At 46.8% G+C, this 14243-nt stretch carries 13 protein-coding genes; 9 read left to right on the plus strand and 4 right to left on the minus strand.

Annotated features, from left to right (window positions below):
• Positions 1 to 34 precede the first annotated feature (34 nt).
• From ACSQ8O_RS05715 to ACSQ8O_RS05730, 4 genes are all read left to right on the plus strand, one after another.
• Positions 35 to 1465: a PP2C family protein-serine/threonine phosphatase gene (locus ACSQ8O_RS05715; protein WP_436240791.1), complete on the plus strand. Its 1431-nt coding sequence runs from the start codon at positions 35 to 37 to the stop codon at positions 1463 to 1465.
• 134 nt (positions 1466 to 1599) lie between these two features.
• Positions 1600 to 2562, plus strand: a complete 963-nt coding sequence (locus tag ACSQ8O_RS05720; RefSeq protein ID WP_436240792.1) for an eCIS core domain-containing protein — start codon at positions 1600 to 1602, stop codon at positions 2560 to 2562.
• Between the two features lie 43 nt (positions 2563 to 2605).
• Positions 2606 to 4684, plus strand: coding sequence for a hypothetical protein (locus tag ACSQ8O_RS05725; protein ID WP_436240793.1), 2079 nt, complete (start codon positions 2606 to 2608; stop codon positions 4682 to 4684).
• A 14-nt stretch (positions 4685 to 4698) separates the two neighbouring features.
• Positions 4699 to 5220 carry a YbjN domain-containing protein gene (locus tag ACSQ8O_RS05730; protein ID WP_436240794.1) on the plus strand — a complete coding sequence of 174 codons (522 nt, stop codon included), beginning with the start codon at positions 4699 to 4701 and terminating at the stop codon, positions 5218 to 5220.
• 72 nt (positions 5221 to 5292) lie between these two features.
• Here ACSQ8O_RS05730 and ACSQ8O_RS05735 read toward each other — a convergent pair whose 3' ends face one another.
• Both ACSQ8O_RS05735 and ACSQ8O_RS05740 read right to left on the minus strand, forming a co-directional pair.
• Positions 5293 to 5871 carry a hypothetical protein gene (locus ACSQ8O_RS05735; protein ID WP_436240795.1) on the minus strand — a complete coding sequence of 193 codons (579 nt, stop codon included), beginning with the start codon at positions 5869 to 5871 and terminating at the stop codon, positions 5293 to 5295.
• Positions 5872 to 6112: 241 nt separating this feature from the next.
• A complete protein-coding gene (locus ACSQ8O_RS05740; RefSeq protein ID WP_436240796.1) occupies positions 6113 to 6814 on the minus strand; it encodes a hypothetical protein in 702 nt (233 codons plus the stop codon).
• A gap of 131 nt (positions 6815 to 6945) precedes the next feature.
• Between ACSQ8O_RS05740 and ACSQ8O_RS05745 the strand changes: the two genes are divergently transcribed.
• Positions 6946 to 7416 (plus strand): GNAT family N-acetyltransferase, encoded by a 471-nt coding sequence (locus ACSQ8O_RS05745; RefSeq protein WP_436240797.1) that lies wholly within the window; start codon positions 6946 to 6948, stop codon positions 7414 to 7416.
• A gap of 100 nt (positions 7417 to 7516) precedes the next feature.
• Here ACSQ8O_RS05745 and ACSQ8O_RS05750 read toward each other — a convergent pair whose 3' ends face one another.
• Entirely contained in the window at positions 7517 to 8389 is an 873-nt protein-coding gene (locus ACSQ8O_RS05750) for a pentapeptide repeat-containing protein (protein WP_436240798.1), read from the minus strand.
• A 128-nt stretch (positions 8390 to 8517) separates the two neighbouring features.
• Between ACSQ8O_RS05750 and ACSQ8O_RS05755 the strand changes: the two genes are divergently transcribed.
• From ACSQ8O_RS05755 to ACSQ8O_RS05770, 4 genes are all read left to right on the plus strand, one after another.
• Complete coding sequence (locus ACSQ8O_RS05755) at positions 8518 to 8943, plus strand: GTP pyrophosphokinase (RefSeq protein WP_436240799.1); 426 nt, start codon at positions 8518 to 8520, stop codon at positions 8941 to 8943.
• A gap of 82 nt (positions 8944 to 9025) precedes the next feature.
• The gene (locus tag ACSQ8O_RS05760) at positions 9026 to 10276 is read left to right on the plus strand and encodes an ATP-binding protein (protein ID WP_436240800.1); all 1251 of its coding nucleotides are present in this window, start codon (positions 9026 to 9028) and stop codon (positions 10274 to 10276) included.
• 249 nt (positions 10277 to 10525) lie between these two features.
• A complete protein-coding gene (locus ACSQ8O_RS05765; protein ID WP_436241950.1) occupies positions 10526 to 11614 on the plus strand; it encodes a low temperature requirement protein A in 1089 nt (362 codons plus the stop codon).
• A gap of 25 nt (positions 11615 to 11639) precedes the next feature.
• Positions 11640 to 12182, plus strand: a complete 543-nt coding sequence (locus tag ACSQ8O_RS05770; RefSeq protein WP_436240801.1) for a GNAT family N-acetyltransferase — start codon at positions 11640 to 11642, stop codon at positions 12180 to 12182.
• A 58-nt stretch (positions 12183 to 12240) separates the two neighbouring features.
• Here ACSQ8O_RS05770 and ACSQ8O_RS05775 read toward each other — a convergent pair whose 3' ends face one another.
• Positions 12241 to 14238: a hypothetical protein gene (locus tag ACSQ8O_RS05775; RefSeq protein WP_436240802.1), complete on the minus strand. Its 1998-nt coding sequence runs from the start codon at positions 14236 to 14238 to the stop codon at positions 12241 to 12243.
• Positions 14239 to 14243: the final 5 nt, after the last annotated feature.

Genomic DNA, 14243 nt, shown 5'->3' on the forward strand with positions numbered 1-14243 from the left:
GCTAAATACATGAGATACAAAGGAGCTGAGCTGGATGGAGATAGTCGTAGGCGTGCTTGTTATCCTGTGTCTTGTGGCTGTCATCCAGTTGCAGTTTGGCCATCGAAAGCGGCAAGCAGCAGAGCTGGAGCTGGAGCGGACGATGCAGCTTTTTGATGTGAGCCTGGAAGTGAATTCAACGATTCGCAAACAGGATTTGCTTGTCAAAATCATGGAAACCTCTTCCCGTATCATGAACGCGGAGGCTTCGTCCGTTATTTTGGTCGATGAGGAGAGGGGCGAACTGTTTTTCGATCTTGCACTTGGAGCCAAAGGTGATGAGGTGCGTGAAATCCGCCTCAAGATCGGCGAAGGTATCGCAGGCTGGGTCGCTCAGACAGGGAAGTCGGTCAAGATTGACGATGCTGCACGAGATGAACGCTGGTCGTCCAAGGTCGCGAAGCGCGTCGATTATCCAACCCGCAACATGCTCTGTGTTCCTCTCGTCAGCAAGGGGAAGATCATTGGCGTGCTGCAGGTGTTGAACAAAAGGGGCGATGCACCGTTCACGGAACGAGACTTGCAGTTGCTGGAATCGATCGCTTCGCCAACAGCTGCTTCGCTAGAAAATGCCATGCTGTACGATGCACTCGAGAAGTCGGTACATGCATTGAAAGTTACGACCGCAGCTAAGGAACGCATGGAAAGTGAACTGCGTATCGCAACGGATATTCAGATGGGGTTTCTTCCTCGTAAAAGCTTAAGTCTAGAGGTTCGTGCTGCGGATGCTGAGGGTGGAATCGTTGGCGATGAGATACTTCTTAGTGCCCAAGCGGATGCTCAGGCAATCATTCGACCTGCACGCGAGGTAGGCGGTGACTTCTATGATTATTTTCGTATCGACGAGAATCGTTTGTTTTTCGTACTGGGTGATGTCTCTGATAAAGGAATTCCAGCCGCCTTATTCATGGCGGTGACAATGACACTGCTCAAAGGAAAGATGTCCGTGGAGTTGACGCCAGGTGAGCTGCTGACGGCTGTCAATCAAGAGCTTTATAAGGATGACTCAACCATGTTTGCGACGATATTTTGCGGCGTATTGAACGTAGTGACAGGCCAGCTTTTGTATAGTGATGGTGGTCATTGTCCGCCTTACATTGTGAGAGCTAACGGTGAAGTTGAGCTGCTGAAAGGGAAAAAAGGACTCCCTCTTGGCGTTATGGACGACATGTTATATATGGATAATGAGGTCACGTTAGATCTAGGAGATCGCATTATCGTGTTTACGGATGGCATTACGGAGGCTGAAGATCAACTTCAGAACCAATATGGCTTTGTTCGACTAAAGGATGTATTGGTAAAGGAGCAGGCAAGTAAGCCTGACCAATTGCTAAGTCATATGGTGCAAGATGTTGATTTGTTCGCAGATGGTGCCGTGCAATCCGATGATATTGCTGTGCTCATTATAGATCGCTATTCAATCTAATAGTAAACTCCGCTTCATAGCGTTGTGATATAGTTAATTGACAGACTTCTTGCTACTAACGGAACGGACATGTAGAAGTGCAAATCAGGGTTCAATGAATGCATCCATCAAAAGCTCGCTAGGAGGGTTATGCCATGCAAAAATCCTATATTAACCGGCAACCAGATTCTTCTTTGCATACGAATCAGAAAAGTAATAAAAGTAATTCTCCTGTATCTTCCGATCTGATGAACATTCAACGTGCTATCGGCAATCGCGCTGTGGGAAATATGTTGAATATTCAGACTAAAATGACGGTTGGTCCAGCTGGTGATGCGTATGAACAGGAAGCGGATCAGATGGGGAAACAAGCAGCGGACCATATTGCTGCTTCGGAGAGCAGTGGCGCTTCAAAGCCAGATGTTCAGCGCTCAGAAGGTCCAGAGTCGGAAGAAGAAGAGCTGCAGATGAAGCCATCATCAGAGTCGATTCAGCGGTCAGAAGGCGGCGAGTCGGAAGATGAGGAGCTGCAGATGAAGCCGTCATCAGAGTCGATCCAGCGCTCAGAAGGTCCAGAGTCGGAAGAAGAGGAGCTGCAGATGAAGCCATCATCAGAGTCGATTCAGCGCTCAGAAGGTCCCGAGTCGGAAGAAGAGGAGCTGCAGATGAAGCCATCATCAGAGTCGATTCAGCGCTCAGAAGGTCCCGAGTCGGAAGATGAAGAGCTGCAAATGAAGTCATCGGCAGAGTCGATTCAGCGCTCAGAGGGCGGCGAGTCGGAAGATGAAGAGCTGCAGATGAAGTCGTCGTCCGAAGGTGGATTTGAAGCTGGTGAAGGGATTGAATCGCAGATTAAGGCGAAACAAGGCAGCGGCAGCAAAATGGATGCAAGCATTCAAGCGAAGATGGAGTCGGCGTTCAAAACTGATTTCAGCAACGTAAATATACATAATGATTCAGAGTCATCAAAGATTAATAGATCTTTAGGTGCGGAAGCTTTTGCTACGGGAAATGATGTGTTCTTCAGAGAAGGCCGATACAATCCAGATTCACGCGAGGGGCAAGAACTGCTTGGTCATGAATTAACGCATGTTGTTCAACAACGAGGCGGTAAGTAAAGCATACAAAAAAGAATATATTACATGAAGGAGCTAGGTAGAGATGCCCCAAGGAAAACAAGGCCAGACCAAACCAGTGAGCCCCTCGCATCAGCAAGCGCAGCAATCGCTATCGGCTCCGACAAGTACGAGTGCCTCACAAATGTCACCTATGGGGACAAACATCTTTATGCAGATGCAGCGTACGGTCGGTAACCGTGCAACACAGGCTTACGCGAATCAGCTCATTCAGCGTAATAATTCAGGACAAGCAGCAACAGTGGCACCTCCCCCAGTGACGTTCCATCGAGCGAGAGCAACAGGACTTGCTCCGGCACCAGCGTCAACGGTAGCGCCAACGACGCAGGTAGCACCGCAAAGCGCAGCGCCAGCTCCTCCAGTGAGGTTCCATCGAGGAAGAGCAGTAGGAGTCGCGCCACCTCCAGCGTCAACTGTTGCACCAGCATCAACGGTCGCGCCAGCGTCGCAGGTAGCACCACCGACCTTAACGCGAACTGCAGGGACGGTCGCTCCGCCGGGAGCGACTACAGTGGCACCAGCGTCGCAGGTAGCACCACCGACCTTAACGCGAACTGCAGGGACGGTCGCTCCGCCGGGAGCGGCTACAGTGGCACCAGCGTCGCAGGTAGCACCGCCGACCTTAACCCGAACTGCAGGAACCGCAGCTCCGCCAGTAGTTGCTTCTGCTTCTACGATGCATCCAACGGGTGATGATACGAAGGATAACGCAGATATGACAGCTGGGGTCGGCGGAACGTTCTCCGACAGCTTCGGTAAACGTGCCGATGATCTGAAAGATTCCTACGATAAGACGAAGGATGCTGGGACTGCGCAGCAGTCAGCAACCATGGGCGCTGTAGCTTCTACTGCAGATCTTGTAAGCGGTCCTTTCCAGATCATGAGTGCCATTAGAGAAACACTTTCCGTTTCTGGCGATGCCAACCGGACGGGTCATAACAAACGTTGGCAGTACGCAGGTACAGGATCGTCTATGATCGAATCAGGCGGTAAAATGGTCAGCGGCTCGGCTGGTTTAGTCGATAAAGCAGCCAAATCAACTGGGAAAGAAAATGGGGTCGGAGGATCTTCCTCCGTCAGTGATTATGCGGGAACCGTAGCCGAAGCGATTTCCGCAGTTAAAAATACGATTATGGCCGTTAAAGGCATTTATGATATGTACAGTAAGGCCTCCGAAAATGGCGGGCTCGATAAAGGTGAAAAAGCAAGAGGGACGATCGAGATCATTAGTAATGCGATCCAAGCTGCGCAATCAGGTATCAAAGTGGCGAAAGGCATCATGGAGATCATGGAGACAAGCACGGCTAGCTTGACAGCTGTTATACCAGGCGTCAGTATTGCCGTGAGCGGCGTGAAAATTGCTATCAAAACGGTTGATGTGATCAAAGCGGGCTTAAATCGCAGTGCGATGACGACGATGAAACGTGATTTCAAAGGCAAAGCTGGGAATGCCGATATTCTCAAAGAAAAACGCTGGTACACGCGAAATGCTGGTGTCGACAAAGCGAAGCTAGCTACGAAAAAGGCGCAGTTGCATGCTGATATTGCGTCAGGTGATCCAGCCAAAGTAGCAGCAGCCAATCAACAACTCGATGAGATCGCCCAATATGAATTAGCGAAAGAAATGAAAAATATTAACGTGAAGCGGACAGACCGAGGTGCTATTCAAATTGGGCTTGAGCTAACGAAGATCGCCGCCGATATTGCTACGCTTACTGGGGTAGGTGCTCAAGTAGGCACACCGTTGAAAATCGTTGCTACAGGTATTGGTGCAGCTATGCCAATTGCCAGATCTTTGAAGCAAGCTGGGCGTGATCGCGCATCGAAAGCAGGCGCATGGGGAATTACTAAGGCAGTCTTCAACGCGGATAAATCAACCGAGAAGAAGCTGGAAAAACGTGCGCATGACACAGATCTTATCTTTGATATGTTTATGAAGTTACCTGTCTACGTTGAGACGGACCAGGCAGTCGTCGCGCGTTACAGACAAGTAGAGAGTTTTGTAGAAGCAGCTGGTGTCAGCATTCAAGCATTGTACAAGTTCGAGAGCGATCCAGCTAAGCTGAAGGGCGCCATTGTTGAAGCAATGGGCAAGAGAGAATAGGAGATTGAACCGATATGTTGACTGAGCTTGCACATGCGCGTCATTTGGCGCAATTAGGGCAATTGAAAGAGATTTTGGATGAAGCAGAGCTCGCCACCAATTTATTAGAGAAATCCGAAGCAATTCCTCTGCATGTGCTAATGGCAGGGTTTCAAGAGGATAGCCAAGGAAGAGATCGTTTCCTTCATTTTAGTTTTTTACCGTTAAATGATGAGGAAATCGTCGCAATTCAACTTCTACAGATCTACAGTACACTGCCGTTTCATCTGCAAGCAGGTGCCCGTGAAGAAGTAGCCGCGCTCTTGCTCGAAATTAATACACGATTGCCAATTGGTCACTTTGGTGTGAATGAGGAAGGTGAGATCCACTATCGTTATGTGTATAGTCTATCGGCTTCGCGTACATTCGAGAGTGATGAAGTTTTAGAGATTCTTACTCTGTTCGTATACATGTGTGATATGTTTGCAAATCATATTGAGCAGGTTGCGAGCGGTGAAGCAAAGGCAGAGCAGGTTATTCAAGCGTTAAGAGCATAGCAATGAACGGCAAAAAGACCCTCAAGCCAACAGATTGTGGTTTGGGGGTCTTTTTCTTACTTTTACATAAATTTACAGTAATGAGCTGAGTCGAATATCCAGTCTTGCTGCCACGCCAGCGGGATTGCTTGCACTGCGTGGTCCACCAAAGTTGAAGGCAATGATGACAATATCATTACGACCGCGTCGTAAAAATCGTCTGACATTGAAGCTGCGCCCAGGGTTGAAGAAAGAAGGGGTGTTCTGTGGCGCGTCATAGACCACTGGTACACCGTTGATGATGACAACTGCGTAGTTGTCAACGGATAAAAAGAGAGAAGCACTCAGGATAGATCTTCGTTGCGAGAGCGAGAAGCGTGTCGAAATGACCGCATTTTCACTGCTCAGGTTGCCAGAGAACCAAACATAGTTGGCGTTGGCCACTGGTATCCATGCTGGATCACGCGAAATTTCTTGAGCGTTGAACCAAGAGTTGTCTGTACCAATGGAGATTGTTGTCTGGTTCGGAAACAAGCGGCCTGCTCCTAGTTTGTTGTGCTTCTTCAGTTGAGCATGATAGATCAGATTAGCTTTCATTTTTGTGATGCCTGCGCTTCTAGGAAGTCGAACAATTCTACTCGGTTTTCCTGTGATACGTTTTTTGTTAGTCATCTCTCCATCTCCTATCAGAATATCGAATGCTTACCAAACTATTCTATGCTTGATAGATAGAATTGCAGCGGTTAAAGCTGATAAGGATATTAAATGTATGATAACCCAATTCCCCCACTGGAAGGACTATGAAGATAGGGTGTTGTGAAGCATTAACGACCCATTCTCGCAATTTATAAACACCTGAAAACCCTGAGTCCAGTGGACTCAGGGCTGTATCATTTCCTCGGAAATATTCGACTTATTTCACCTTGTTTTGCAAGAGTTCAACGAACGCCTTACCAGCATCTCCCATTTGTCCGCCTGCAGGACGATTGCCGCCACCGAAGCCGCCACCATTTTGACCTCCGCCACCAGCATTACCGCCACCAGTACCATTCGGTTTTTGTCCTCCGGCTTGCTGGCCACTTCCAGCCCCATCCGTGGCATTTGCTTTAGGGGTAGCTGAAGCATCTGGCGATTGCGCTTTACCTGCATCGCCGGAGCCACCATTTCGATTGCCTGATCCCTGACCATTCGGCCCACCGTTGCCTCCGTTACCACGATTACTCATGCGGGTTTCTGCATCAGTTAAGAAGGTCTTCTGAGCATCTGTCAAATTTGCCAGCAGCTTGGTTTTATTGTCGTCGCTGAGCTCATTCTTCGTGACGATATCCTGAGCGACAGGCAGCATGGCTTGTGCTTGCTCCTTCGTGATGGTCAATCCATCCGATTTGTCCATCATGGTCAGTATTTGGAACGTACTGAAGAGCTGTCTCTGTGCGGGATCCATCATAGGGCGATTCTGCCCGCCATTCTGTTGGCCATTTCCCGCTGCCTTCTCCGTTTGCTGCACTGGCTGAGAAGTGCCTGCTGCTGCGGTTTGTGTGTCAGATTGGTTCCCGCATCCTGCTAGAAGAATGGGGATCAGAATGCATATGCCTGCTAGTTTTTTCATATTCATACGTGTATGTATCACTCCTATTTTTGATTGTCCACGTTGTCATTGTACGATGGTAATATGAAAGAATATCGAATAAATGCTGAAAGCCAGCTTAAAATTAGTGATTATAATGCTATGAGGGGGCGGCACCAATGGAGTTTAGGACGATAGATGTGGAGAAAGATCGAGAAACGATCATAGCCTTTCGGAAAGATTCCTATGTGGTGAGCTTCGGCAGTGAAGAAGGCTTCGGGGATGAGGATGACTACGTCAGGAGGATTGCCGATCGCGTTAGGCGCTTTCCAGAAGGACTTGTGCTGATCGAAGAGGAAGGTCAACCCATTGGTCAACTGGAGCTTCAAATTGTTCTGCATGAGGGTAGTTATATCGGCTATGCAAACTTATTCTATTTAATTCCATCCTACAGAGGAAAAGGATACGGTCGACAGTTAGTGGCTTATGCGGAAGGATTCTTTGAGAAATATGGCGTAAAATCATATCATTTACGTGTGGCTCCAACGAATCTACCTGCGCTGCATTTCTACGAGAAAAGTGGCTTTCGCCTCTTAGAAAAAGAAGAAGATCAACCCAACGCTGTATGGCGAATGGTCAAGGATCTCTAAGACTTCTTATAGGACATCTATAGTCCTATCGGAAGATCTAACTGGAAAACCTGGGAGGTTTTCCAGCTAATCACCACAGGGCGCTCCCCACACAATTTGGCTACTCGCTACTGAAGTGTGCAGGGGGTGTTAAGTATGCAGGCAGCTTCGTGTGCTTATCTCCTTTGGCAGCATTCACTTGAAATTGAGTAAGAAACAGACTGTCGCTCAAATCCGCTCCTCGAAGGTCGGTGTCCCTGAGATCCGCGCCGATGAGATCCGCTTTCCGCAGATCGGCACCTCGGAGATCAGCTGCTATTAAATAGGCTCCTCGTAGATTGCTGGCCCGGAGATCAGCACCTTTCAACTTAGCACCAATCAGATCGGCGCCTCTCCCGTAAGCTTTACGGCGGCCTTTGGGGATCACATACTCGCGCAGTGCTGCTTCGCGTACAAGCTCGCTTGCTCGAAGCAGCAGCACATTCACGGCAGCTCGATGTGCGGCGATGTCCTGCGTGGTCAGACTATCGGGATCGAGGTTTGTGAGACGTTCCGTTTCAGCGAGCAACGTACGCAGTTCTCTATGGATCTCATCAGTCGTTGGCAAGGTTAAGGCTTCTGTCAAATACCAGAGCAGCTCATGAAGCTGGCGCATCAGAGGAAATACTTCAAACATTTGCTTCGCGGTTTCAGGTGCTTTACGCCAGTCCGTTCCACCGAAGGTGATCTGTGAAACCTTCTGTCCTGCACCGAAGCAGTCATACACGGTACAGCCTCGAAAGCCAATCTCACGAAGCTGGGTATGAACACCACAACGAAAGTCGGTTTGTAAGTTTGTACAGGGTTGTCCAGCATCCTTATCGTTAGCGAAATCCGTTGAAGCTGCGTAAGGCAGCGCAACACAACATAAACCAAAGCAGTTCTCGCAATCTCCTTGCATATGTAGGCGTTTACCAGCCGTTGTTATTTCAGATAAGTTTTCATTCTCTAGCATAATTGAGGTTCTCCTTGTTTCGTTATCATTTTTACATTATACAATGCGGCAGCCATTTGCAAAAACAGGGACTTATGCTATAACTGGTGAAAAAGCTATTTCACGAACAAGGTGAGAGGGTGACATCTATGAGCACATTAACGAAAGCCATTTTAATCGCAGCAAAGGCCCATGATGGTCAGGTAGACAAAGGGGGCAGTCCCTACATTTTACACCCAATTCGTTTAGCTAGCAGGGCCAAATCAACGGAAGAATCCATCGTTGCAGTCTTACATGATGTCGTGGAGGATTCGGATATAACCCTATTTGATTTGAAAAAAGAAGGCTTTAGTCTACCTATCCTAGAAGCGCTAGATTGCCTTACTAGAAGGTCGGATGAAACGTATGAAGGATTTATTAAGAGGATAAAAGTAAACCCCTTAGCGTCGATTGTGAAGCTTCTGGACTTAGAAGATAATTGTGACCTCAGTCGAATTGAACAACCTACCCGTCAAGACTATGAACGAATCGATAAGTACAAAAAAGCGATTGCTGAATTGAAATATGGAAGCTGACACCTGAGGTGTCAGTTTTTTTGTCGAAAAAGACTTGAAGAGACAGGACATCAATCGACATACGAAATGAGCTTTTTGCAATATGATAAGAGTAGGTGTACAGGCTGACTATATGAAGAAAGGGTTGATCGCCATGAATAACATAAAAATATCCTCAAAAGGTATCGAAAAAGCGCTTCGTAAGTTTGATTATTTGCAAGCTATTGCCGAATATATTTGGAACGGATTCGATGCTGAGGCTACGGCGGTAGACATAACCCTTCATAAAAACATACTAGACGGCGTGGATCAAATCATAATCGCAGATAATGGGTATGGGATTAAGCTGAAGGATTTAGAGGGGAAGTTTACACCTTTCTATGAATCGGAGAAAGCTGTGGATCCAGATAAACGGGGGAGAACAACCTCGGCCATGCACGGTAAAAATGGAATCGGACGTCTAACCTTTCATCATTTTGCATCAGAAGCGATTTGGCAAACCACATACGAGGATGGTCTCCTGCTCAAAAATACGTATAAGATTCATATTCAAGCCAAACAATTGGATGCCTATCACGTGACCAAGCCTGATCTAACGGATAAAGACAGAGGGACAACCGTCACATTTAACAATATCATCAAAGAGTTCGTGGTTGAGGATTTTCTGGCATTCTTGAGCAGAGAATTCGGATGGTTTTTGGAACTGCATGCGGACAAGCCTTACACAATTCGTATTGATGGTGAACCGCTGGACTATGCTAGTTTGATTGCGGAGAAGGAAACCTTCACATTCGCCCATACGATGTCGCAGACGAAATTTCGAATCACGTATATTCGTTGGGAAGATCGCATGAATCATGAATATTCGAAGCTGTATTTTATTGACTCGAAGTTGAAAGAGCAGCATAAACAGCCCACAACGTTTAACAATAAAGGGGATTCCTTTTACCATAGTGTCTACATTCAGAGTAAGCTATTTGATCAATTTGATTTTAGTAGTGAGGATCTAAGTGGGCAGCAGTCGTTTACATTTGGTGCGAGTCGCAAAAGCGATGCCTTTCAATATTTGCTAGATGAGCTGGGGACGTTCATTAGTGAGAAAAGGCAGCCTTATCTGCGGAAATTATCCGATGCTGTTATCAAGGAATTCGCTGAAGCGAAGGCGTTTCCGGCGTTCACTGGTGATCCTGAGGCGGCGAACCGTCGGGATGAGCTCGAAGCTGCGATTCGTGAGTTATGCCATGCAGAACCTAAGGTATTCGCGCGATTGAATCCGGAACAGAAGAAAGTACTTGCGCACTTGATCCACGCCGTTGGGGAAGAGGAACGTCAATGGTTGATGGCAGCTCTTTAATGTATACTGAGAGGACCGCAAGGTAACCTATACGAGTGGCAGAGCGGAAGAAGTCTACACAGAGGCTATTCCCGTATTTAAATGAGATCGTTTAGCTAAGCTGCGTCCTCAGAGGGCGTGGCTTTTTTCAAACTACAGGATTATCCATTTCCATCTCGAATATGTGGAGACGGCATTTTTGACGATGAAATGTAGTAAAGGAGCCCAATAATGAACAATCCCGCATCAGGGCTGCATCACATCAAAGCAATGGTCGAGAAAAAGGTAACCTGGCTTGAGCTATTCTACGACCTGCTTTTTGTAGCAGCTGTTTCCAAAGCAAGTCACGTCTTGCTGCATGTGCATCACGGAACGATCCCACTGGAGTATTTAAGCAAATTCGTTCTAATCTTTATTCCGATTTGGTGGGCTTGGGTGGGGCAGTCCCTATTTGTCAATCGGTTTGGACGGGATAGTACGTCGCATCGTGTTTTTCTCATTCTGCAATTATTTTTCGTGTTAATAATGACGGCTAGCTTGTCCGTCGACTTTGATCAGTATTTTGTGCCCTTTCTCATCGGCTACCTAGGATTGCGAGCGATGACGGCGATTCAATACTTGGCTGTACATAAAAAAGAAGACGATCATCGACGGATTACTGCACGATATTTAGGCAGCCGTTTTTGGATCGGACTTGCCATATCGGCACTCTCCCTATTTTTTGACTCATGGATTCGCTACGCGGTGTTGTATGCGGGTATTATGGTGGATACTTTACTCCCCTTAATGGGGCGGAAATACTTGGTGAGAAGCCCGATTAATACCCACCATTTATTAGAGCGTTTTTCGTTATTTACGCTGATTCTACTTGGGGAATCAGTCATAAGCATATTGACTGTCTTACAGTCGAGTGATTGGACATGGCGATCTATACTGTTCGCATCGCTCACCTTTCTGCTCATCATTGCGATGTGGTGGCAATACTTTGAGAATGTGGAGAAGAAAGTGAACAAAGCCCTAGAAACGGCAGGTCAGACCATCATCTATGGCCATTTATTCATCTATTTATCCTTGTGTATGATTGCCGCATCGATCCAGCTGTTATTCTTGGAGCAGTTAAATTATGGGTTTATGTTAAGCTTTATATTCGGCTCTGTGCTTCTGTACTTTTTCTCGACATCGCTAGTTTTCCACAAGTATAGACATGCACATCAACGATTAAAGATAGCTCATCTAGCCGTGTTTCTAGGATTATTAGCTGTATTTCTTGGGTTGGATCTGATGTTTGAAATGCCGAATTACGTAATCATCGGAGAAATGATGTTATTTTTTGCAGTTTATGCGAAGGGATCGACTTGAGAAATCACTTGGAGGGGAAGAAGATATGCGCATTGAACTGGATGCTGATCTTACACTGAAATCACTCGAACCAAAGGATGCTGAATCCATATTTGCATTAACAGACAGTTGTCGTGACTACCTGAGAGAATGGTTGCCATGGGTAGATGCAACACGGAATAGCGATCATTCAAGAGCTTTTATCCAGCATTGTCAGAGTCAAGAGGCATCCAATAATGGCTTCAATGCTGGCATTTGGTTCAAAGGAGAGTTCGCAGGCTGCATCGGTTTTCACCCGATCAATTGGGCTAATCATTGCGCTAGTCTGGGTTACTGGTTAGGAGAAGGCTTTCAAGGACATGGCATCATGACCCGAGCCTGCCAATGGCTTGTGGACTATTCGTTTAACGAACTGGGTCTAAATCGTATCGAAATCAGATGTGGGGATAGCAACTTCAAAAGCCGAGCCATTCCGGAGAAATTAGGGTTTACGAGAGAAGGGCAGATTCGGGATGCTGCATGGTTGAACGATCATTACATCGACCTTATCGTATATGGCATGCTAAAGCGTGAGTGGAGGCGTGGTTAATTGTAGAGTTTGAAAAAGCAGGTTGCCTCCTCGGCAACCTGCTTTCTTGTACATATGGCTATTTCACCGTATGCATGATATCCCAATCACGCTGCAAGATAATTCGTTCACCAACTTGGAAACGAATGGTTAAATGATTCATCCCTGGCTGAAGTGGGTGATCCATTGAAATGTCATAAAGCCTACTACTATAACCTAAATCATAAAGTAGCTTCATCGCGGCAACTTGTTCGGTTGTGGATGTTTCGCCCAAATCGCGGTTCTTCACTGTGATTTGTAAGGCAGGAGCGATGCTATTGAACTCTACATATCGATTTTCATAGATAAGCCCTGACATATGCAAAGGATGAGCAGAAGCAACAGGTGGCAGTTGTAAGTTATTAATCTTATACAGCTGAGCACTCAATGTGATAACCCTGCTATCCTGATAGCCGATGTTAACGCTTGTGGTAGCTCCAAACAAAGTCCTTATATCGGTCAGACTTAGGAATGGCGGGCCTTGAACACTTGAGGAATCAGGTGCAGACGATAGTTTCAATTGTTTAGCTAGCTTACCTTCCCAAAGGGTTCTAGCTTGAAGGTCACCTGCTTTTATTTGAAAAGCATACCCGGAATCGTTCGTTAACGTCCACCAGCCGGCGACGTCTGGACCTGATAGATCGAAATGATACAAACGCGCTAGATAGGCAGTATCTAAGAAGGGTTCACCTTGCTTGTCGTCGTATCCGATGAATACATTACCGTCGGTATAGGCACCTTTCTCATTTTGATTGAAACCTCCTTGAAAGGAGCTGTCTCCCTGGATTAACATATCGGATTCGCGGTCTTTCAGGATCACCCTATCTTGGAAGGGATCAAGACGAATCCAAGATGTACCTACGAAAGAGTTAATCTGGAACCAACGGATACCATTCGGGTCGGTCCAAGCAGCTATGGGATGGAGCGTTTGTGGGCCAATCTGTCCATGATTGAGGATAATTCCGGTATTTGGATAGCGAAAAAGCGTCGTGACAGGAGAGTTAAGTTGTATCGTTGCGGTCTCAGCGACTGCATCCTCAGGCTCGGCAAATGTAGGATTAAACCAGCCTTCACCCTGCGCGGTACGAACGTGATACCAATCACCGTCATAGCCATAATTCGTGATGTACTCATTATACGTTTTCTCAAAAGCAGGCAAGTCTCCCGTAAGGATTAGCTTAGGCTCTTCCTCATACTGGGAGGAAGGATAGGCATACAACGCACTTGGCTTTGTTCGTTTAATGATCTTGGTTTCGGCTACGATCGGTTGTCCACTGCCAAATGCCCATTTCGTTCCATCATCTGTTTCAATCTGATAATAGGTACCGAGCAAAGTCCGAAATTTGCCAGTCACATGTACAAACTGTTTCGAAAGTGTCCCGTCGGTTTGATAGGTTTGATAATTCATTTGAGGTGTAAGGTTCCAATAGAAATTGGCATAAAAGCTCATTTGATCTGCTGGATAAAAGGTGCCAATCTGATCTAAATTCAAATGAATCCATTGATCCCCCAGCCATGTTGTATGAATTTTCAACCACTTCTTGGGATTGTAATCATCACTTGTTCCAGAGCTATTCCTGAACCAACCTTTTTCCGCGTCAACCACTTGGACTTCTTGTGGGGAAAGGGCTGCTGTAGGCTTGCTGTTTTCTGATGGCTTCGCATACAGGGAAGTTTCGGTCATCAAATTGATTGTCGTTGGCGGCGGGGCATCGAATTGCCAAGGAGCGGTTTTTATCCATCGATCCCCGGCGTCGGTATGAATTTTCCACCAATTCCAAGCTCCTGACCAATGGTTCTCTGCCTCGATAACCTGAACGGTTTGGGGGGATAAGGACCCTTCCGCTTTGTTCAACAGAGCATTAGGAATGACATAATAAGGAATGTCCTCAAGCAAAGTTAACTCTTTGGGGATATGGATCCCATCCGCGACTTCCGTTGGTGTATCTTCGTATTCATAAGCGTTCCCTGTAGAAGCCCCAAGACTGACTTGCAAACCTATAGCGACGAGCCCTAGTGCCATTATCTTTTTCCACATCGTCT

It is taken from the genome of Paenibacillus sp. LjRoot56 (assembly GCF_964253335.1).
Taxonomy (GTDB): Bacteria; Bacillota; Bacilli; order Paenibacillales; family NBRC-103111; genus Paenibacillus_E; species Paenibacillus_E allorhizoplanae.

What these genes read in the sequence shown, in the direction of transcription:
- ACSQ8O_RS05715 (WP_436240791.1), top strand. Translation starts at nt 35, where the DNA reads ATGGAGATAGTCGTAGGCGTGCTTGTTATCCTGTGTCTTGTGGCTGTC.
- ACSQ8O_RS05720 (WP_436240792.1), top strand. Translation starts at nt 1,600, where the DNA reads ATGCAAAAATCCTATATTAACCGGCAACCAGATTCTTCTTTGCATACG.
- ACSQ8O_RS05725 (WP_436240793.1), top strand. Translation starts at nt 2,606, where the DNA reads ATGCCCCAAGGAAAACAAGGCCAGACCAAACCAGTGAGCCCCTCGCAT.
- ACSQ8O_RS05730 (WP_436240794.1), top strand. Translation starts at nt 4,699, where the DNA reads ATGTTGACTGAGCTTGCACATGCGCGTCATTTGGCGCAATTAGGGCAA.
- ACSQ8O_RS05735 (WP_436240795.1), bottom strand. Translation starts at nt 5,871, where the DNA reads ATGACTAACAAAAAACGTATCACAGGAAAACCGAGTAGAATTGTTCGA.
- ACSQ8O_RS05740 (WP_436240796.1), bottom strand. Translation starts at nt 6,814, where the DNA reads ATGAATATGAAAAAACTAGCAGGCATATGCATTCTGATCCCCATTCTT.
- ACSQ8O_RS05745 (WP_436240797.1), top strand. Translation starts at nt 6,946, where the DNA reads ATGGAGTTTAGGACGATAGATGTGGAGAAAGATCGAGAAACGATCATA.
- ACSQ8O_RS05750 (WP_436240798.1), bottom strand. Translation starts at nt 8,389, where the DNA reads ATGCTAGAGAATGAAAACTTATCTGAAATAACAACGGCTGGTAAACGC.
- ACSQ8O_RS05755 (WP_436240799.1), top strand. Translation starts at nt 8,518, where the DNA reads ATGAGCACATTAACGAAAGCCATTTTAATCGCAGCAAAGGCCCATGAT.
- ACSQ8O_RS05760 (WP_436240800.1), top strand. Translation starts at nt 9,026, where the DNA reads ATGATAAGAGTAGGTGTACAGGCTGACTATATGAAGAAAGGGTTGATC.
- ACSQ8O_RS05765 (WP_436241950.1), top strand. Translation starts at nt 10,526, where the DNA reads ATGGTCGAGAAAAAGGTAACCTGGCTTGAGCTATTCTACGACCTGCTT.
- ACSQ8O_RS05770 (WP_436240801.1), top strand. Translation starts at nt 11,640, where the DNA reads ATGCGCATTGAACTGGATGCTGATCTTACACTGAAATCACTCGAACCA.
- ACSQ8O_RS05775 (WP_436240802.1), bottom strand. Translation starts at nt 14,238, where the DNA reads ATGTGGAAAAAGATAATGGCACTAGGGCTCGTCGCTATAGGTTTGCAA.